The organism is Streptomyces sp. NBC_00057, assembly GCF_045041165.1.
Lineage (GTDB): Bacteria > Actinomycetota > Actinomycetes > Streptomycetales > Streptomycetaceae > Streptomyces.
The window spans coordinates 3,709,550-3,728,837 of record NZ_CP108256.1 but is presented as its reverse complement, the minus strand read 5'-3'; the positions used below and the strand labels follow the sequence as shown (position 1 = coordinate 3,728,837).

Genomic DNA, 19,288 nt, shown 5'->3' with positions numbered 1-19,288 from the left:
TCGTACCGAGGAGAGTCATGTCCCAGGACAGCCCTGCCCAGAATCAGGCCGAACCGGCCGGTGAGGCCGATGACGACGTGGCGTACGACTACGACGTCCTGGTCGTCGGCTCGGGCTTCGGCGGTGCGGTGTCGGCCCTGCGGCTGACCGAGAAGGGATACCGGGTCGGCGTCCTGGAGGCGGGCCGCCGATTCAGCCCCGGCACCCTCCCCAAGAACTCCTGGGACATCAAGAACTACCTCTGGGCCCCCGCACTCGGGCTCTACGGCATCCAGCGCGTGCATCTGCTCGGCAATGTGATGGTGCTGGCCGGTGCGGGCGTCGGCGGTGGCTCGCTCAACTACGCCAACACGCTGTACGTACCCCCGGCGCCGTTCTTCGAGGACCGCCAGTGGGCGTCCATCACCGACTGGCAGGACGAGCTGAAGCCGTACTACGACCAGGCCAAACGGATGCTCGGGGTCCGGCTCAACCCGACGATGACCCCCTCCGACGTCCATCTGAAGGCGGCCGCGCAGGCCATGGGAGTCGGCGACACCTTCCATCTCGCCCCGGTCGGCGTCTTCTTCGGTGACGGCAAGGACGCCGACGGTACGGCTGGGGCGAAGCCCGGTGAGACGGTCGCCGACCCGTACTTCGGGGGTGCAGGTCCCGCCCGCAAGGCCTGCACCGAGTGCGGCGAATGCATGACGGGCTGCCGCCACGGCGCGAAGAACACCCTCAACGAGAACTACCTCCACCTCGCCGAGAAGGCCGGAGCCGTCATCCACCCGATGACCTCCGTCGTCGCGATCACGGACGACCCGGACGGCGGTTACCACGTCACCACCGTCCCGACCGACCGCCGCAAGAAGGCAGAGCCCAAGCGGCTGCGCGCCCGCAAGGTGGTCGTCGCGGCGGGCACGTACGGAACGCAGACCCTGCTGCACACGATGAAGGACCGGGGGCTGCTGCCCCGGCTCTCGGACCGGCTCGGCGCGCTGACCCGTACCAACTCCGAGGCGCTCGTCGGCTCGCAGACCAGCGACCGGCGCTACCGCAAGAAGCACGGCACCGCGAAGGCCGACTTCACCCGGGGCGTCGCGATCACCTCCTCGATCCACCCCGACGAGAACACCCACATCGAGCCGGTCCGCTACGGCAAGGGCTCCAACGCGATGGGCGCGATGTCGATCCTTCAGGTGCCGTACGGCAGTCGCCGGGTGCTGGGCTGGCTCGGCAACGTGGCCAAGCACCCGACGCTCGCCGTGCGGTCGCTGTCCAACCGCCGCTGGTCGGAGCGGACCATCATCGGGCTCGTCATGCAGTCGCTGGACAACTCCCTGACGACGTACCGCAAGCCGGGCGGCATAGGGAAGGGCCTGCTCACCGCACGGCAGGGGCATGGTGCTCCCAACCCGACGCAGATCGAGGACGCGACGCGCAGCGCCTCACTGCTCGCCGACGAGATCAACGGCTTCGCCGGCTCGAACGTCGGCGAGCTGATGGGCACCCCGCTCACGGCACACTTCCTCGGCGGCTGCCCCATCGGTGCGAGCGCCGAGGACGGGGTGATCGATCCGTACCACCGGCTCTACGGACACCCCGGCATCTCGGTGGTCGACGGCTCGGCGGTCTCCGCGAATCTCGGCGTCAACCCGTCGCTCACCATCACCGCACAGGCCGAGCGCGCGATGTCCTTCTGGCCCAACAAGGGCGAGGCGGACCCGCGTCCGGAGCAGGGCGAGGCGTACGAACGGCTGGCCGCGGTCGAGCCGCAGGCACCGGCGGTGCCGAAGGAGGCCTTCGGTGCGCTGAAACTGCCGTTCCTCGGGCTGCCGACCGTCCCGCCGAAGAAGTCGTAGCAGTCCTGGCGAATTCGGGACAGCAGAAGGGGCTGCACCCCCCTCCGAGTGCAGCCCCTCCGTGCTTACGGTGACCAAACGCCTTACGCGCCGGTGTCACCGTTCCTGCGGCGCCGCACGATGAACATCGCGCCTGCGCCGAGCACTACGGCCGCGCCGCCCGCCGTGGCGAACACCGGCACCGCGGAGGACGAACCCGTCTCCGCGAGGCTGCCGGAGACCTGGCCCGTCGGGTTGTCGGCCGACTTCGCGGCCCGGGCAGCCAGGACCGTGGCCGGGGCGATCACTGCCGTGGCGGCGGCGAGCGCCATGGCGCGGCGAAGCTTCATGTGACCTCAGAAGTCCGGCGTACCGCTGTGAGCAGTACGGCTGTCGGGACGGGCCTGCCGTGCCGGGGCACGAGCGGGGCCGGTGGTTCCGCATGGTTGACCCGTGGTCCGCCGCAATGGTTGTCCGGATGCTCACAGAACCCTTATGTGACGCCACTCACGTTCCTCTCCGTGCTCAATCCGTGACCTGAGGCCGCGCAACTGTTCACCGGGTCACGCGGTCGAACTCGTATCGCTGTCACAGCGGTCGCACCGCCCCCACCGACCTCAGAGAGTCCGCGATGAGAACCATTTCCCCGCGAGCCGCGCTGCGCCGCGCCGCCGGCGGTTTCGCCGCCATCGGTCTGCTGGCCGCCGGCTCGCTCGCCCTCGGCACCCCCGCGCAGGCCGCCGGCCCGGAGCTGGTGATCGGCGGCCCCGTCGGGACCGCCCTGCACCCCCACCCGGCGAGCGGTTCACCACGGAAGTCGACGGTCGAGATCACGGTCGACAACCCGTCGCGGAACGGAGAGCCCCGTACCTTCGACGGGGACTTCACCGTGACCTTCGACCTGACCGGGATCGCGGGCATCGCCGATGCGGCCTTCGGCGAGACCGGTGGCGCAGACTGCGAGGCCACCGGGCCCACCGCCGTCTGTCGCGGCCACGGCCTCGGGCCCGGCCGGAGCGCGCTCGCCGAACTCGACCTCTCCGCCGCCGAGGGCAGCCGCATCGGCGACTCGGGCACCATCCGGGCCACCGGCAAGGCGGACGGGGCGACACTCACCGCCTTCTCCACCGAGGTGGTCATCGGGGGCCCCGACCTGGTGATGGAGCGGCTCCCGCTGAAGCAGAATCTGAAGCCCGGCGAGACCCAGCCGGTCCCCGTCACCTTCACCAACAACGGAACACGGGCGGCCGACGGCGTCCTGCTCACCCTGATGTACACGCGCGGCCTGGACTTCATCGAGCGCTACGCGAACTGCGAGTACAGCGAGGGCGAAGCAGGCCGGGGCTTCCCCGCCGGAACCACCGCCCGCTGTGCCGTCCCCGGTACGTACGAAGCGGGGGCGACCTACCGGCTCGCCGTACCGCTGACCCTCAAGGCCACCGAGCACGCCCTTTACGACACGTTCGTCTACCGCATCGACGAGGACGTACCGGGGCGGGGCGCGCAGCGTTCGGCGGCGGGCGTCACCGCGGGCAAGGGTGCCGCGCTCACCATGAAGGAGGCCGCCACCGTCCGAGGCGTGGACCTCGATCCCCGGGACAACCGGCAGGAGGCCGACTTCGCCACCGCGAACTCCGCCGACTTCGTGGCCTACGGCGCCCGGGCGCGGGGCGCCGCGGGCGAGACCGTCGCGGCCACCATCGGCTTCCGCAACAAGGGCCCGGCCTGGGTCGGCCACCCGGGATCCGGCGAACCTGTCGCCACGGTCGACTTCACCGTCCCCGAAGGCGCCTCGGTCACCGGCAGTCCCGCCGCCTGCCGGGGTGTGACGGCCGACGGTCAGTACCGCGAGAGCCGGAGCGGTGCGCCCCGCTATGTCTGCGACACGTCCATGGCCGTACGGGACGGCGCCGACTTCGCCCTGCGCTTCCATCTGAAGATCGACAAGGTGGTGACGGGAGCCTCCGGCGCGGTCACAGTACGCACCCCGCGCCTCACCGAGTCCCCGAAGCTGCCCTTCGACCCGAGGCTGCCCTTCGACCCGAAGCCGGGCAACAACACCGCGCTGCTGGTCCTGAACAGCGACAACGGCGACGGAGGCGCCGGATCCACGGCCTCGGGCGGGGCCTCCGGCTCCGGATCGGCCGGCCCGGCCACCGCCGGCGGCTCGACCGGCGGCTCCGGCGCCACGTCCAGCGGCTCGACCACCTCGGGAGCCGCAACGGGCGGCTCCACCACGGCCGGTTCCACCGGGGGCGCCCTGGCATCGACCGGCACCGCCGCGCTGCCGGTGGCCGCCGGTGCGGCGGCGGCACTCGCAGCGGGCGGCGTGCTGTACGCGACGGCCCGCCGCCGCCCCCAGCGGGGCTGACGTCCCGGCCGGCGGCGTGCTGTACGCGACGGCCCGCCGCCGCCCCCCCCAGCGGGGCTGACGTCCGGCCGGGCGCCGGGCAACAGAGGTGGCATGAGCAAGGGCCCCACGGACCGGGAGGCGGTCCACGGGGCCCTTGGCGATCAACACCGGGACGCGGCCTCGGCACCGAGTTGGACGGCTGCGCCCCGCGCAGACCGTTTCGACCGGACACGGTCGGCTCCGGGCGTCCCCGGAGCCGACCGTTCTTGAGGTGACCGGGCTGCTGTCCCCTGCCGACCGGTCACGCACGCTGGGGCGCGGTCCCACGGCGTACCTGCAGTACGCCACACGCTCCAGCGGAGCCACGCGTGGTTTCTTTCCAAGCCGCCCCTGGCTGGCACGGACACCGGGACCAACGAAGCCACGGCGGACCCGGTCACGCGCCGTACGGGTGAGAGTCGGCCCGAACTGGGATACGCCCGGACACCCCCTGCCCGCGGGGTGTCAGGCCCGGCCGCGGCAGAGCTCGAGCAGCGTCATGGCGAGGGAGGTGCCGGGCTTGCCGAGCGCGTCCCGGTACTGGCCGAGGATCTCCATCTCGCGCGAGAGGTTGATCCGGCGGCCGCCGGAGGTGGTCCGGGCTTCCTGGATGACCGCGGAGATGGCCATCCGCTCCTGGACGAGTCCGATGATCCGGTCGTCGAGAGCGTCGATGCGGGACCTCGCGTTGGCGATCAGCGCGGCGGCCTCATCGGTGTGCGCGCCGGTCTTCTCGGCGGTGGTCTTCGCAGTGCCGGTCTTCGCGGTGCTGCTCTTCACAGGGGCGGTGCTGGTCATGGTGGTGACTCCTCGTGGGGTGCGGCCCCCGAATCCGACCGGTCCGGAACGCCAGAACGCCCCGGGCCTTTCGGCCCGGGGCGCCTGGAACGTTGCTTGTCAGTGGATCAAGCAGCACGACCATGGCAGCCGGCGGGCCGGATGCCATAGGTAAAGACGAAGGTCGTGTGCTGTCGCATAGAACTCAGTATGGCCCCGCCTGTACGGGCGGGCCAACACGGAGCCCGGATGCTGAGACACCGCCCGGCCCCGGCCCGAGGGCCTGCGCTTCCCGCAGCCCCGTCCGGGCGTGACGACGGCCGCCTCCGCAACCCCGGTAGAATCGACAAAACCGACCCCCTTTCACCGCCGGAAGGCCGCCCCGTGCCAGCAGCACCCCCCGCCGCCGCCCCCGACATCGCCACCGACGTGGTCCTCGTTGTCGACTTCGGGGCGCAGTACGCCCAGCTCATCGCCCGACGCGTCCGTGAGGCCCGGGTCTACAGCGAGATCGTCCCGTCCACGATGCCGGTGGCCGAGATGCTGGCCAAGAACCCCCGGGCGATCATCCTGTCCGGCGGCCCCTCCTCGGTGTACGCGGAGGGCGCACCCTCCCTCGACCGTGCAATCTTCGAGGCCGGGGTTCCGGTCTTCGGCATGTGCTACGGCTTCCAGCTGATGGCCACCACGCTCGGCGGCACCGTCGACGACAACGGTGCCCGTGAGTACGGCCGCACCCCGCTCACTGTCTCCAAGGCCGGCTCCACGCTCTTCGAGGGCACCCCCGTCGAGCAGTCGGTCTGGATGTCGCACGGCGACGCCTGCTCCGCCGCCCCCGAGGGCTTCACCGTCACCGCGTCCACGGACGTCGTACCGGTCGCCGCCTTCGAGAACGACGAGAAGAAGCTCTACGGCGTCCAGTACCACCCCGAGGTCCTGCACTCCACGCACGGCCAGCAGGTCCTGGAGCACTTCCTCTACCGCGGCGCCGGCATCGAGCCGACCTGGACCACGACCAATGTGGTCGAGGAGCAGATCGCGCTGATCCGCGAGCAGGTCGGTACCAAGCGCGCCATCTGCGGCCTGTCCGGCGGCGTGGACTCCGCGGTCGCCGCAGCCCTCGTGCAGAAGGCCATCGGCTCGCAGCTGACCTGCGTGTACGTCGATCACGGCCTGATGCGCAAGGACGAGACCGAGCAGGTCGAGAAGGACTTCGTGGCCGCCACCGGCGTCCAGCTGAAGGTCGTCGACGCCGAGGAGCGCTTCCTGAACGCGCTGGCCGGGGTCTCCGACCCCGAACAGAAGCGGAAGATCATCGGCCGCGAGTTCATCCGCGTCTTCGAGCAGGCCCAGGCCGAGCTCGTCGCCGAGGCGGGCGCGGCCGGCGAGGACGTCGCGTTCCTCGTCCAGGGCACGCTCTACCCGGACGTCGTCGAGTCCGGCGGCGGCACCGGCACCGCCAACATCAAGTCCCACCACAATGTCGGCGGCCTCCCCGACGACATCGAGTTCCAGCTCGTCGAGCCGCTGCGCCAGCTGTTCAAGGACGAGGTCCGGATGGTCGGCCAGGAGCTCGGCCTGCCGGAGGAGATCGTCCAGCGCCAGCCGTTCCCCGGCCCGGGTCTCGGCATCCGTATCGTCGGCGAGGTCACCAAGGAGCGGCTCGACCTGCTTCGCGAGGCCGATGCCATCGCCCGCGAGGAGCTGACGGCGGCCGGCCTGGACCGCGACATCTGGCAGTGCCCGGTGGTCCTGCTCGCCGATGTCCGCTCGGTCGGCGTCCAGGGCGACGGCCGCACCTACGGTCACCCGATCGTTCTGCGCCCGGTCTCCTCCGAGGACGCCATGACGGCCGACTGGTCGCGTCTGCCGTACGAGACGCTCGCCAAGATCTCGACCCGCATCACCAACGAGGTCGCCGATGTCAACCGCGTCGTGCTCGACGTGACGAGCAAGCCGCCGGGCACCATCGAGTGGGAGTGACCTTTTTGCAGGGTCAACGCTGATGCCGTCGCTCATTCGTTTGGGCGGCGGCATTGTCGTACCGGCTGGGTACGCTGGCTCAGGAGACGAGACTCACTCCCATGGGAGCAATCATGAGCGCCGCACCCGAGTTCGAGTTGGACGAGAAGTGCAACTATCCGGTTCCCCCCGCCCGGGGGCTGGACGGCTGACGATCTCGACCGGTTGCCGGATCTGCCGCGACGCACAGAGTTGATCGACGGGAGTCTCGTTGTCATGAGTCCGCAGACCGAGTTTCATATGCGGACCATGCGTCTGCTGGAGAATGCACTTCTGGACCAGGCCCCGGACGATCTCGATGTCTTCCGGGAATTCAGCATCGGACTCGACAAGCGGAACCGTCCGGAGCCAAACGTGCTGGTGGTTCCTCTCGGAGCGGACACCGGGCAGAGAGAGACGTGCCTCCGGCCGGGGGACGCCATTCTTGCCGTGGAGGTCGTCTCTGAGGAATCCGAAGGCAGAGACCGTGAGGTCAAGCCCCGCAAGTACGCTGCCGCGGGTGTGCGGCACTTCTGGCGAGTGGAGTAGAACGAAGGTCTGCCGGTCGTGTACGTCTACGAACTCGATCCCGCGCTGAGCGCTTACGTGGCCACGGGCATCCACCACAACAGGCTGAAGCTGGACGTCCCCTTCCCCATCGAGATCGACCTCACCGCGATCAGTCGTCGCCGCCCATGGAAAAGGGGTGGCACCGCCCCCCGCGCTCGTGCCAGGCTCCGCCCTCGTGTCTGCCGATGAGATCCGCGCCCTCATGTCCGCCGCCCACAACGACCGTCTGACGTGGAACACCCCGCTCTCCGAGGAGCATGCCGCCCAGCTCGTCGCGGCCTGTGCCCCCGACGCAGGGGCGCGGATCGTGGACCTCGGCAGCGGCTGGGGCGAACTGCTGATGCGGCTGGTGGAGTCGGCGCCCGGGAGCACCGGGGACGGCGTCGAGACCGATTCCGAGGCCGTGGCGCGGGGGCGGGAGCTCGCCGGGGAGCGGGGGCTCGCGAAGCGCGTACGGTTCCATGAGACGCCTGCCGCCGAGTGGGCCGACAGCGGTTACGACCTGGCCGTGTCCATCGGGGCCTCGCACGCCTGGCCGGGGACCACCCCGGAGGCACTGAAGGCGCTGCGGGCGGCCGTGCGGCCCGGTGGGCGGGTGCTGTTCGGGGAAGGGTTCTGGGAACGCGAGCCATCGGCGCAGGCGCTGGCCGGGCTGGGGGCCGAGCCGGGGGACTTCGGTTCGCTGCTGGAGCTGATCCGGCAGGCCGAGGCCGTCGGGCTGCGGCCGCTCCAGGTGACCGTTGCCGACCAGCGCGAATGGGATCTCTTCGAGGCGAATGCCAACATCGGGCGGGGCGAGCGCTGGGCGCTGGCCAACCCGGCGCATCCGCTGCACGGCGGTGTCGTCGCAGCGGTCGACGACCGGCGCACCGGGTACTACGGGGGCTACCGCGGAACGCTCGGTCTCGCCTACCTCGTGCTGAGCGCGTGACAGGGGCCTGAATCCATACCTGGACCGATGCATGAATCGGTACGTGATCCCTCTGGCCACCTGCGGCAACCGGCGGTAACTTCCGATCCCGTACGCCCTGGGAGCCCCGAGGAGTCGCCATGCCCGAGCCCACACCCATACCTGTGGACCAGCTCCACTTCGCGATGCCGCCCGTCCACGAGTCGGTGGAGGACGAGCGCGCGTACCGCAAGGAGCGGCTGGCCGGGGCGCTCAGGCTGTTCGGGGAGTACGGGTACGAGGACGGCGTCTCCGGTCACATCACCGCGCGGGACCCGGAGTTCACCAACTGCTTCTGGGTCAACCCCTTCGGGGCCCCCTTCGACGGGCTCGCGCCGGACGAGCTGATCCTGGTCAACGGGGAAGGGCAGGTCGTCGAGGGGCGGCACCACGTCAATCAGGCGGCGTTCGCCGTCCATGCGCAGGTGCACCGGGCCCGCCCGGACGTCGTCGCCGTCGCGCACACCCACTCCGTGCACGGACGGGCCCTGTCCGCGCTCGGCGAGCTCATCGAACCGATCACCCAGGAATCCTGTGCCTTCTACGAGGACCACGTCCTGTACGACGGGTACACCGGGGTCGTCGTGGACGAGGAGGAAGGGCGCCGGATAGCTGCCGCGCTCGGCGGCCACAAGGCGATCGTGCTGCGCAACCACGGGCTGCTGACCGTCGGCGATTCGGTGGACGCGGCCGCCTGGTGGTTCGTCGCGCTCGAGCGCTCCTGCCAGGTGCAGCTGGCCGCACGGGCGGCCGGAAAGCCGGTGCTGATCGAGCACCGGGACGCGGTCACCACCCGTGAGCAGCTGGGCAGCGACCTGGTGGCCTGGATCAACTACCAGCCACTGTGGCGCCGGATCAGTCGCACATTCTGACGATACGCGCCGACGGGCCGCCCCGATGCGGGCCCGAGCCCTTTCGTACGGCACAATTCGCAGCAATAGCAGCCGAGTTGGCTGGACCGGGGCTTGAAAGGGCGGCGTTCTCCGTGGCGTTGGACGAGGCGAGGGCGAGCAGCACGCACGGCGGTGGCTGCACGTGCGGCGACTGCCCGCACGGGGCGCGCGAGGGCCATCGGCGTGCGGTGGCCGCCTTCCTGGCCAAGCGGGACGAACTCGCCGCAGGTCAGGGGCTGCCGCCCGGGGTCGCCCAGTCCGCCTCCGCGACCCGCCAGTGGGTCTCGGACGAGCTGACCCAGTCCGCCAGGACCGTCGCCGAACGGGGCCGGGAGGCGGGCGACGTCTGGCTGTACCGGGTGTGGCGGCGCACCCTGATCGCGGTGTGGGGGAGCGTCGCCGTGCTGGTCGTCGCCGAGACCGCCACGGCCATCGGTGCGGGCTGGACCAACGCTCGTACGGCCGGACTGATCGCCGGACTCCTCACCGCGGGCCTGCTCACCGGCGCCGCCCATGTCCACCGGGCCCGCGGCGGCCTCCTCGCCCCGGTGATCGGCGAGGACAACCGGCTCTCCACCTCCAGGGCGGTCGCCGCGTCCTGGGTGCTGCTCGCTGTCTTCTCCGTACTCGTGCTGGCGCTCCAGCTGGCGGGCGCCTCCGGCCACGCCGAGCGCGACGAACTGATCGAGGGGCTGGATCTGGCCAGGGGCGCCGGGATGGTGACCGTGCTGGCGCTGGTGTGCGCCGTCGCCGTGGTCGTGCGCCGGGTGGTGACCGTACGGGCGCTGTCCGGGCGGCTGCAGAAGCTGCGGGCCGACCGGCCGCGCGCCGGCGATCTGCTCACCGACGACTCCGGGCGGGGCAGCTTCACGGATGTGCAGTACGTGCTGGTGAGCACCGTCGCCGTACTGTTCGCCGCGGTCCGTCTCGCCCGCAGGCCCGAGCAACTGCCCGACCTGCCCTGGGGTCTGGCACTGCTGGTCACCGTCTCGGCGCTCGCGTACTTCGCCGGGAAGTACGCGGAGGGCGGGCGCCCTGTGGTGCTCTCGGTGGTCCGGGCCCGGGAGGCCGGGGATCTGGACGCGTCGATCCGTACCGGCGACGACATCGAGATCCGTGGCGCGGGCTTCGTGCCGCCCGGTGCCGGGGCGCCGGACCGGCTGGCCCGCATGGTCGTCCGGATCGGCCGGGTCCATGTGCATGTGCCGCTGATCCCGGTGACCGGCGGCTTCGCCAACCCGACCGACAGCGTGCTCACCGTGCCGGTACCGGTGGAGGTGGAACCGGGGCTGGTGGAGGTGCAGGTCGTGACCGCTGCCGGGGTGGAGACGAACCGGGTCGAGATCGATGTGACGGACTGACTGCCGCAACCCGTGCCCGGTCGCAGGGTGACAGATACCGGCCGACCGGACGCCCCAGCGGGTGAGCCGGGCGTCCACCGCGTACGTATGGTCTGTCGACGGGTCTACGGAAAGCGGGGCAGCCACATGCAGGACATTCAGGGTTACGGCACGAACGTACGCAGTCTGGGTGAGCCGAGAGGGCTCAAGGAGCTGGCGCGGGAGCATGCCCTGCTGCCGCTGCGGATCTTCCTCGGCATCACCTTCATCTACGCCGGGCTCGACAAACTGACGGACAGCTCCTTCTTCCACGCGAGCGGCGCCGGCTCCATCGGCGAGACGCTGCACGCGGTACGCGACTCGTCCGCGATCCCGGCCCTCGTCGACCTCGCGCTGAAGAACCCCGGCGCCTTCGGGCACGCCATCGCCATCGGTGAACTCGCCGTCGGCATCGCCACCCTCATCGGGCTGTGGGCGCGGCTCGCCGCGCTCGGCGGGGCGCTGATCTCGCTGAGCCTGTGGCTGACCGTGAGCTGGCAGGTCAAGCCGTACTACTTCGGCAACGACCTGGCCTACCTCATGGCCTGGCTGCCGCTGCTGCTCGGCGGGGCCGCGGCGTTCTCCGTGGACGCCTTTCTCGCGTCACGACGGCGACGGATCGTGTAGTTCACCCAGGTCGCGGTGGCGGCCAGCCAGAGGCCGCCGAAGAACAGCGGGAAGAAGAAGACCCACGGGGCGTCCCAGACCCCCGCGGCGTCCGCCGCGTATCCCGCTGCCAGAGCGAGCATGACCAGGCCCGCCACCGCCCGCCCCGGACGGATCTCATGACGCAGCACGGGTGACCTCCACCTGTCCGATGCCGACTTCGAGAGTGAGCTCGACCGTGCCGGCCGATTTGCTGCCCGGGGGTGGCGGAAGCGTCCTGCGCTCCTGCTGCGACGGATTGACGTCCACATCGCGCTGCCGGCTGTCCGGCGCCTCGCCCGTTTGGTTGACCGGCAGCGTGATGTCGCCGAGGCCCGCCCGCGCGTCCACCTTCACCGTCACCGCCTTCGGTACGACGACGACCGCGCGGCCCGCCCCGACGTTCACCCCCGTACGGACGGTGTCGCCCCGGGGAACCGTGATCTCGGTGAGGTCCAGCCGTGCCACCCCGGAGCCCAGTTCGTAGTGCGGCCGCACCGCCGCCACCGAGGCCGGCCGCCAGCTCTCCCGCATCCACTGGGTGGTGATGTCCTTCGGCAGCGCGGACGCGCCCGCCAGCAGGGCCGCCGTGACCATCGACAGCATGACCGTGCCGAACCCGGTCCGTCCGAGGAACGCACTGACCAGCATCCCGAGCCCGAACACCGCGAGCGCACCGGCCAGACCGATCTGCAGACTCGTGCCGAACGGCTGGGAGTCCCAGCTCAGCCCCGTGCCCAGACCGCCCGCGATCAGCGCGAACAGGAATACGAGACCGCCGATCGAGGTCGGGCCCCGGGTGCCGGCCTCCTGCGGGGGCGCGCGGAACGGGTCCTGAGGCGTCGCCCTCCGGGGGCGTACCGCCCGGCCGTCGAGCGTCACATCGGCCGGACCCCACAGATAGCCGGGGCCCACCGGACCCGAGGTGCCGTCCTTGACGATCGGATCCCGCCACCACGACGGGCTGCCCGGCGAGGGCGGAGCCTTCACCTCGGGCGGCGCGTCCGCCACCGCCTGCGCGGCCGCCGGATGCAGCGGGTCCTCGGGCGCCGCCGTCCTGCGGTTCTGCGTCCAGACGGCGAAACCGACGACCGCGAGCGACAGCATCGCGGAGAACGCCAGCGTGCCGCCGTTGCCCAGCATGGAGAGGAACAGCCCGCAGCCGATCAGTGCGAGCAGCACCGCGATCAGCGACGCGCCCTCGACGCGGCCGGACAGCAGCCGGCGAGCCTCGTTCTCGTCCTCGCCCTCCAGGGGGATCAGCAGCCAGGCGAAACCGTAGAAGATCAGACCGATGCCGCCGGTGACGGACAGCACACCGAGCACGATCCGGAAGATCACCGGATCGACGTCGCAGTACCGGCCGAGCCCGCCGCACACCCCGGCCACCACTTTGTGCCGCGGGCTGCGCCGCAGTTGCGGTCTCGGTTCGGGGGGAGGCGCGACACCGGGGGAGGCGTTCTGGGGAACGGTCATGGCTCCATGGTGACGGGCCGAGCGCGCGTCCGGGACCCGCGCCTACCCTGGCCGATCCCTGATATTGCCCCCGGCGGTCCCTTGGGGGAGGAGCCCGGAGCCCGGCTCCGCTGCTTCCGGCTGCTTCCCCGGTGAGGCCGCCGCGCACTCTCAGGGTCGAGTCGGGGGCGGACCCTGATGCCGTCGCCCGTACGGACATGTGACGATCGGGTCATGCCAGCCGCCACACCCCGAGCCACAAGCTCTCTCAACGCCGACCCGGAGGAGCCGTCGCTGCGCAAGCTGTACCGCAGCGCCGACGGACGGTTGCTCGGCGGTGTCGCGCGCGGTCTCGCCGGGCATCTCGGGCTGCCCGTCGCCTGGGTGCGGTTCGTCTTCCTCGGTCTGTTCTTCGCGGACGGCCTCGGCGCGCTGCTCTACGCCGTGTTCTGGATCGTCGTCCCGCTCGGTGTCGGTGGGGTGGAGGCGCCGCGCTCCGTCTTCGAGATCGCCCCGGACGGCAGACGCCGGCTCCGCAAACCCGACAAGGGCCAGGTCTTCGCCCTCATCGCGCTGTTCATCGGCGCCCTCATCTTCGTCGGCAACGTCGACATGGGCAGCGAGGCCGACCGTTACATCTGGCCCACGCTGCTGATCGGCGCAGGTTCCGTACTGGTGTGGCGGCAGGCGGACAACGCCCGGCGCGCCCGCTGGATGGAGGTCGGCAGCCGCCGCAGGGTCCTGCATCTGGCCCGGGGTCTTGCCGGGGTCGCGCTGGTCGGCCTGGGCCTGGCCGTCTTCATGGTGGTACGCGGCTCCGCGGCCCAGCTCGGCAACGTCCTGACCGCCGCGATCGCCGTCCTCACCGGCATCGCGCTGCTGGCCGGCCCCTACCTCGTCCGCATGACGCAGGACCTCTCCGAGGAGCGCACGATGCGCATCAGGGCCCAGGAGCGCGCCGAGGTCGCCGCCCATGTCCACGATTCGGTGCTGCACACCCTCACCCTGATCCAGCGCAACGCGGAGGACGCGGGCGAGGTCCGCAGGCTGGCCCGCGCCCAGGAGCGCGAACTGCGCAACTGGCTGTACAACCCCGAGGGCACCGGCAAGGACGAGGACGACGAACCCGAGACCCTCGCCGAGGCGGTCAAGCGTGCCGCCGCCGAGGTCGAGGACAAGCACGGCGTCCCGCTGGAGGTCGTCGTAGTCGGCGACTGCCCGCTGGACGAGAAGCTGGCCGCGCAGATGCAGGCCGCACGCGAGGCTATGGTCAACGCCGCCAAGTACGGTGGCGAGGGCGGCGCCGTGCAGGTCTATGCCGAGGTCGAGGGCCGCACGGTCTTCGTCTCGGTACGCGACCGGGGCCCGGGATTCGACCTGGATTCCGTACCGGGGGACAGAATGGGCGTACGAGAATCAATCATCGGCCGGATGCAGCGCAACGGCGGTACGGCGCGGCTGCGTTCGGTGCCCGGCGGGGGCACGGAAGTCGAGCTGGAGATGGAGAGGGCGAGCGATGACCAAGACCACTGAGGCGACCGGGGGCCCGGAGCGCCGGGTACGGGTCGTGCTCGTCGACGACCACCGGATGTTCCGCACCGGCGTCCAGGCCGAGATCGGCTGTACCGAGGAGACGGGTGTCGAGGTGGTCGGCGAGGCCGCCGACGTCGACCAGGCGGTCAGCGTCATCACGGCGACCCGCCCCGAGGTCGTCCTCCTCGACGTCCATCTGCCCGGCGGCGGCGGCGTCGAGGTGCTGCGCCGCTGTGCCCCGCTGATGGGCGCCGCCGAGAGCCCGGTGCGGTTCCTGGCGCTGTCCGTCTCGGACGCCGCCGAGGACGTCATCGGCGTCATCCGCGGCGGCGCCCGCGGCTATGTCACGAAGACCATCACCGGCACCGACCTGGTCGACTCGGTCTTCCGGGTCCAGGACGGCGACGCGGTGTTCTCGCCCCGGCTGGCCGGCTTCGTCCTCGACGCCTTCGCCTCCACGGACGCGCCGCCGGTCGACGAGGACCTGGACCGGCTGACGCAGCGCGAGCGCGAGGTGCTGCGGCTGATCGCCCGCGGCTATGCGTACAAGGAGATCGCCAAACAGCTGTTCATCTCGGTGAAGACGGTCGAGTCGCACGTCTCGGCGGTGCTGCGCAAGCTCCAGCTGTCGAACCGGCACGAGCTGACCCGGTGGGCGACGGCGCGGCGGCTGGTCTGATTCAGCCGGTCGCAGGGTCGGGGCCGAGCGAGATGTTCAGCTTCTCGCCGACCCGGCGGTAGCCGATCCCCGCGTAGATCCGCTCCACATCCGCGTCGCCCGGCTCCAGCCACACCACGCGGCAGCCCCGCTCGAAGGCGGTCGCGGTCAGGTGGGCACAGAGCGCGGCGCCGATGCCGCGGCGGCGGAAGGTGTCGGCGACGGCGAGGCCGGCCAGTTCGGTGAGGCCGTCGACCGGGACCGAGCAGCCGCCCGCGCCCGCCGGGACGCCGTCGACCGTGGCGAGGGCCGCGACCCCGCCGCCCCCGGCCGCCGCGCGCAGCCAGGCAGCCTCGCCGCCCTCGGGCTCGCCGGTCCCGCCGTATCCGTGGTGCTGGACGAGCGCGGCGGCGTCGAACTCCGCGTCGGTGACCGGTTCGGCGATCGTGAGGGAGTCCACCGGCTTCGGCGGCAGCAGGTCGCCCGGGGCGCAGGCCAGGACCGGGGCCCGGTTCTCGACGGTGAACCCGGCGGCGAGCAGCGCGGGTTCGACCGCGGGTGCCCAGCCGGGCAGAAACTCCAGCCGCGGCATCCGGTCGTACTCGCGGAACGCCGCGATCAGGGTGTCGAGGTCCTCCGCCGTCGGCTCAGTGTCCCGGTCGGGTATCGCGTAATTGGCGTACTTGATCGACCAGTTCGGGTTGTACCGCACGGTGAAGGGGCCGACCCGGAGATGGTCGGGGGAGCGCAGGGCGAGCGTACGGGCATGGGTCTGGACATCGAGGTCCATGGGCATGTGCGTTTGTCCTCCGGCCGGTTGATCGGAAGTCGGGAGCCTATGCCACCCGGGTCGCTCCGGCGAAGGGCATCTGGTCGATCGGCGCGATCCGGACCGGCGCTCCCGGGCGCGGGGCGTGGATCATCTGGCCGTTGCCGATGTAGAGCCCGACGTGACTGACGCCGGAGTAGAAGAACACCAGGTCGCCCGGGGCGAGTTCGGAGCGCGAGACGTGCTGTCCGGCGTTGATCTGGGTGTACGTGGTCCGGGGGAGCGAGACACCGGCGGAGCGCCAGGCGGCCTGGGTGAGCCCGGAGCAGTCGAACGAGGACGGGCCGGTCGCGCCCCAGACGTACGGCTTTCCGAGCGCCCCGTACGCGAACGCGATGGCCTCGGCGGCGCGGGCGTTGGGAGCCTGGACGGGACCGCGTGCGGTGCTGCGGTCGGCGGAGCGCGCGCTGTCCGAGCTCTCGTAGGCGGCGCGCTCGGCAGGGGGCAGGGTGGCGAGGAGCCGCTGCGCGTCGGCCAGTTTGGCCCTGATCGTCGCCTTGTGCTTCTTCAGCTCGGCCTGGCGGGATGCCAGCGCAGCCAGCTTTCCCTTGGCCTGCGAGCGCAGCTGGGCGATCCGGGCGACCTGCCGCTCCACCCCGTCGACCTCGGCGGCCCGGCGGTCGCCGATCCGGTCCACGTACGACGCGCGCTCCAGATACTGGTCGGGGTCGGAGGAGAGCGCCAGCTGTACGGCCGGGTCCAGGCCGCCGGTGCGGTACTGCGCGGCGGCGAGTGAACCCAGTGCGTCACGCGAGGCGTTGAGGCGCTCGGTCCTGCGGGCCGCCTCGTCGCGCAGGGTGTCGACGGCATCGGCGGTGGCGGTCGCCTTCTCCTTCGAGTCGTTGTACTGCTCGGTGGCGACTTCCGCGTCGTGGTACAGCCGGTCCACCTCCGCCCTGACCTGGGCGGGGGTGAGCTGGGGATCGGCGTGTGCGGAACCTGGCAGAGCGGCAGCGGTGGCGGCCCCGGCGATGGCGAGGGTGGCTGCGGTGAGGGCAGCAGAGCCGGTGTACGGGCGCTGCTTGGGTTTCCGGTGCGCTGCCACGGGGGCGTGCGTCCTTCCTGGCGACTGCCCGTCGGGGACTACCGGCGGGCCCGTCCGAGGTCCGGCGGCGGGTCACCAACAGGGGGAGCGGCCCGCCGCCGGATCTCTCGGCGGGGTGACCGGTTCGCCGTCCGGGTGCGGAGCGGCGGTGAAGCGGGTCACCTGGGTAGGGACGCTAAACCCGGGGCAGGGGGAAGAGTCGTAATGACGCCTATTGCCCGAATTTGGCGCGGCGCTGTCGCCAAGTGATCGGAAAATTACATCAAAGTCAGGCAATTGGTGCAGACGTGAGTGAATCGGTAGGAAGCCGTACCCGCCTGTGGAGTGGTGATATGGCCGGGGCTAGGCTGCGGACCCATGGACGTACTCATACATGTCTTCGTCGCCCTGCACATCATCGGCATCGCCTCCCTGCTGGGCGGTTTCCTGACCCAGATGAAGGCGATGGGCGCGGGCGCGGCCCGGTTCGTCCCGGCGATGCTGCACGGCGCACTGACGATGCTGGTCACCGGTGTCGCGCTGGTCGGGCTCAATGAGGCCGACGGCCACCACGTGAACAACATCAAGATCGGGGTCAAGCTGCTGCTCCTGGTCGTGATCCTCGCGCTCGTCTACGTCAAGCGGGACGAGGAGAAGGTCGACAAGGGCGCCTTCGCGGCGGTGGGTGGGCTGACGCTCGCCAACATCTTCATCGCCACGCTCTGGACCTGAGCCGGCCCGCGCCGCCCACGCTGCCGGACGGGCGTGGAATTCGAGCCCGTCCGGCAGCTGAAGGCGCAAGGGCGTGAGCCGCTACGACGGCCGCACGCTGCCGTAGATCGGCATGTAGTAGATCGACTCCTCGCGCACATTCGCCCCCGGCTTCGGCGCGTGGATCATCATTCCGTCGCCCTTGTAGATGCCGACGTGGCTGATGTCGTCGTAGAAGAAGACGAGGTCGCCCGGCTGCAGATCGGCCGTCGCGATCCGGGTGCCCGTCTCCACCTGGTCCCAGGTGGTGCGCGGGAGGTCGACACCCGCGGCCTTCCAGGCGGCCTGGGTGAGCCCGGAGCAGTCGTACGAGGACGGGCCCGTCGCGCCCCATACGTACGGCTTGCCGATCTGGGCCGCGGCGAAGGCGAGAGCCTTCTCCGCCTTGGTGGTGGCGCCGCTGTCCGAGCCGGTTCCGGTGCCCGTGCCCGTACCGCTGCCGGATTCCGCTTTCTTCGCGGCTTCCGCGGCCTTGCGGTCCGCCTCCGCCTCGGCGGCGGCCTGCTGCCGCGCCAGTTCCTCCGCCTTGCGCTTGGCCTCCGCCTCCTTCTTGCGCTCCAGTGCCGCGAGCCGCGCCTTCTCCTCGGCGGTCAGCTTCGACAGCATCGCGCGCGCCTCGCCCAGCTTCTTCTGGACGTTCTGCTTGCTGGTGCGCAGCGTGGTCTGTGTCGAGGTCAGCGTCTCCAGGCTCTGCACCGCTTCGGCACGCTTCTTCGACGCCTTGGCCTGCTGCGTACGGAAGTCCGTGACTGCCTTCTGCTGCTGACCGGTCATCCGGTTCATCAGCTGGTTCTGGTCGAAGTACGACTGCGGGTCGTCGGCCAGGAAGAAGGTGGTGCTCGGCGCGATGGAGCCGGTGCGGTACTGCGCGGCCGCGTAGGCGCCGAGCGTCCTGCGGGCGTCGTTGAGCTTGTCGGTGCGCTTGGCCACGTCCTCCAGCAGGGCGTTGACCTTGGCGCGCTGGGTGGCGGAGGCTTCCTTCGCCCGGTTGTACTGCTGGGTCGCGGTGCCCGCCTGCCGGTAGAGGTCGTCGACCTTCTTCTGTACGTCCTCGATGCTGGGCTTCGGGGCGGGGGCGGCCGTGGCGCTCTGTGTGGAGAGCAGCGTCACGGACGCCAGTGCCGCCGTGGTGAGCCCTACGGCCGGTGTGGTGGTGCGCACCCGGGTGCGCGGTTTGCGATGCGACGCCAAGGCCGGCATCTCCTTCCGTGGACCGCCTACCGGGTTAGCTGTCGGGTTCGGGCGGAACGGAAGGCTGCCCTACGGTCCGAGTGGGGGATAAGGACCGATTCACCCCGGTGCTGCGTGTGGGTCCCCGGTTCCGAACTCCCGCGAGGGCAGGCCGGATTCGGCGCGGGCGCCCGCTCGGCGTGGTTCGCCTCAGGGGGTACGGGCCGCCCGGTCGAGCACGCTAGCCAACCCGTGGTGCTGCTGTGAAGGTCGATGTTCGATATGCCCGATACGTTTTCGTGACCTCGATGAAGTGGGGCGGCCAGGGCCGACGAGGGCCCGAATTCCCTTACACGGAGTGGGTGGCCGCTGCCTTTGTGTGCCCGACCGTCGGGTGTGGTTCGCCATGCGGCCGTCGT

Annotated in this window: 15 protein-coding genes, 2 pseudogenes and 1 riboswitch; of the genes and pseudogenes, 11 read left to right on the top strand and 6 right to left on the bottom strand. The window is 71.0% G+C overall.

Annotation, left to right across the window (positions count from 1 at the left end; translation table 11 throughout):
• The first annotated feature begins 17 nt into the window (after positions 1–17).
• Positions 18–1,844, top strand: coding sequence for a GMC oxidoreductase (locus OG953_RS17215; protein WP_405685226.1), 1,827 nt, complete (start codon positions 18–20; stop codon positions 1,842–1,844).
• Between the two features lie 83 nt (positions 1,845–1,927).
• On the opposite strand, the pseudogene OG953_RS17210 reads toward OG953_RS17215, so the two are convergent.
• Positions 1,928–2,074, bottom strand: a pseudogene (locus OG953_RS17210) (LAETG motif-containing sortase-dependent surface protein); the annotation flags it as partial.
• 380 nt (positions 2,075–2,454) lie between these two features.
• Here OG953_RS17210 and OG953_RS17205 point away from each other — a divergent pair.
• A complete protein-coding gene (locus OG953_RS17205; RefSeq protein WP_405685225.1) occupies positions 2,455–4,194 on the top strand; it encodes a peptidase in 1,740 nt (579 codons plus the stop codon).
• Positions 4,195–4,680: 486 nt separating this feature from the next.
• Here OG953_RS17205 and OG953_RS17200 read toward each other — a convergent pair whose 3' ends face one another.
• Complete coding sequence (locus OG953_RS17200) at positions 4,681–5,013, bottom strand: chorismate mutase (RefSeq protein ID WP_405685223.1); 333 nt, start codon at positions 5,011–5,013, stop codon at positions 4,681–4,683.
• A 363-nt stretch (positions 5,014–5,376) separates the two neighbouring features.
• On the opposite strand from OG953_RS17200, the gene guaA reads away from it, so the two are divergent.
• The 6 genes and pseudogenes from guaA to OG953_RS17170 all read left to right on the top strand — a co-directional run bounded on the left by guaA (position 5,377) and on the right by OG953_RS17170 (position 11,411).
• Positions 5,377–6,975: a glutamine-hydrolyzing GMP synthase gene (gene guaA / locus OG953_RS17195; protein ID WP_405685221.1), complete on the top strand. Its 1,599-nt coding sequence runs from the start codon at positions 5,377–5,379 to the stop codon at positions 6,973–6,975.
• A 113-nt stretch (positions 6,976–7,088) separates the two neighbouring features.
• Positions 7,089–7,752: pseudogene (locus OG953_RS17190) on the top strand (Uma2 family endonuclease).
• Positions 7,739–8,494: an SAM-dependent methyltransferase gene (locus OG953_RS17185; protein ID WP_405685220.1), complete on the top strand. Its 756-nt coding sequence runs from the start codon at positions 7,739–7,741 to the stop codon at positions 8,492–8,494. The pseudogene OG953_RS17190 and the gene OG953_RS17185 overlap by 14 nt, the downstream one beginning before the upstream one ends.
• 119 nt (positions 8,495–8,613) lie before the next feature.
• Positions 8,614–9,384, top strand: coding sequence for a class II aldolase/adducin family protein (locus tag OG953_RS17180; RefSeq protein WP_405685218.1), 771 nt, complete (start codon positions 8,614–8,616; stop codon positions 9,382–9,384).
• A gap of 113 nt (positions 9,385–9,497) precedes the next feature.
• A complete protein-coding gene (locus tag OG953_RS17175) occupies positions 9,498–10,766 on the top strand; it encodes a hypothetical protein (protein ID WP_405685216.1) in 1,269 nt (422 codons plus the stop codon).
• Between the two features lie 126 nt (positions 10,767–10,892).
• Positions 10,893–11,411 carry a DoxX family protein gene (locus OG953_RS17170; RefSeq protein ID WP_405685214.1) on the top strand — a complete coding sequence of 173 codons (519 nt, stop codon included), beginning with the start codon at positions 10,893–10,895 and terminating at the stop codon, positions 11,409–11,411.
• A gap of 156 nt (positions 11,412–11,567) precedes the next feature.
• Here the strand turns inward: OG953_RS17170 and OG953_RS17165 are convergent, their stop codons facing one another.
• Positions 11,568–12,905, bottom strand: a complete 1,338-nt coding sequence (locus OG953_RS17165; RefSeq protein ID WP_405685212.1) for a PspC domain-containing protein — start codon at positions 12,903–12,905, stop codon at positions 11,568–11,570.
• Between the two features lie 213 nt (positions 12,906–13,118).
• Here OG953_RS17165 and OG953_RS17160 point away from each other — a divergent pair, with 213 nt between their 5' ends.
• Together OG953_RS17160 and OG953_RS17155 are read left to right on the top strand one after the other, a co-directional pair.
• A complete protein-coding gene (locus OG953_RS17160) occupies positions 13,119–14,417 on the top strand; it encodes a PspC domain-containing protein (RefSeq protein ID WP_405685211.1) in 1,299 nt (432 codons plus the stop codon).
• Positions 14,401–15,096, top strand: coding sequence for a LuxR C-terminal-related transcriptional regulator (locus tag OG953_RS17155; RefSeq protein ID WP_405685209.1), 696 nt, complete (start codon positions 14,401–14,403; stop codon positions 15,094–15,096). Before OG953_RS17160 ends, OG953_RS17155 begins: the two co-directional genes overlap by 17 nt.
• 1 nt (position 15,097) lies before the next feature.
• On the opposite strand, the gene OG953_RS17150 is transcribed toward OG953_RS17155, so the two are convergent.
• Positions 15,098–15,871 carry a GNAT family N-acetyltransferase gene (locus OG953_RS17150; protein ID WP_405685207.1) on the bottom strand — a complete coding sequence of 258 codons (774 nt, stop codon included), beginning with the start codon at positions 15,869–15,871 and terminating at the stop codon, positions 15,098–15,100.
• Between the two features lie 40 nt (positions 15,872–15,911).
• Positions 15,912–16,949 carry an NlpC/P60 family protein gene (locus OG953_RS17145; RefSeq protein ID WP_405685206.1) on the bottom strand — a complete coding sequence of 346 codons (1,038 nt, stop codon included), beginning with the start codon at positions 16,947–16,949 and terminating at the stop codon, positions 15,912–15,914.
• A gap of 357 nt (positions 16,950–17,306) precedes the next feature.
• Between OG953_RS17145 and OG953_RS17140 the strand changes: the two genes are divergently transcribed.
• Entirely contained in the window at positions 17,307–17,660 is a 354-nt protein-coding gene (locus OG953_RS17140) for a hypothetical protein (RefSeq protein WP_405685204.1), read from the top strand.
• 81 nt (positions 17,661–17,741) lie between these two features.
• On the opposite strand, the gene OG953_RS17135 is transcribed toward OG953_RS17140, so the two are convergent.
• On the bottom strand, positions 17,742–18,899 hold the full coding sequence (locus OG953_RS17135; protein WP_405685202.1) for an NlpC/P60 family protein: 1,158 nt from the start codon (positions 18,897–18,899) through the stop codon (positions 17,742–17,744).
• Positions 18,898–19,063, bottom strand: a riboswitch (cyclic di-AMP (ydaO/yuaA leader). (Overlaps the previous gene by 2 nt.)
• Positions 19,064–19,288: the final 225 nt, after the last annotated feature.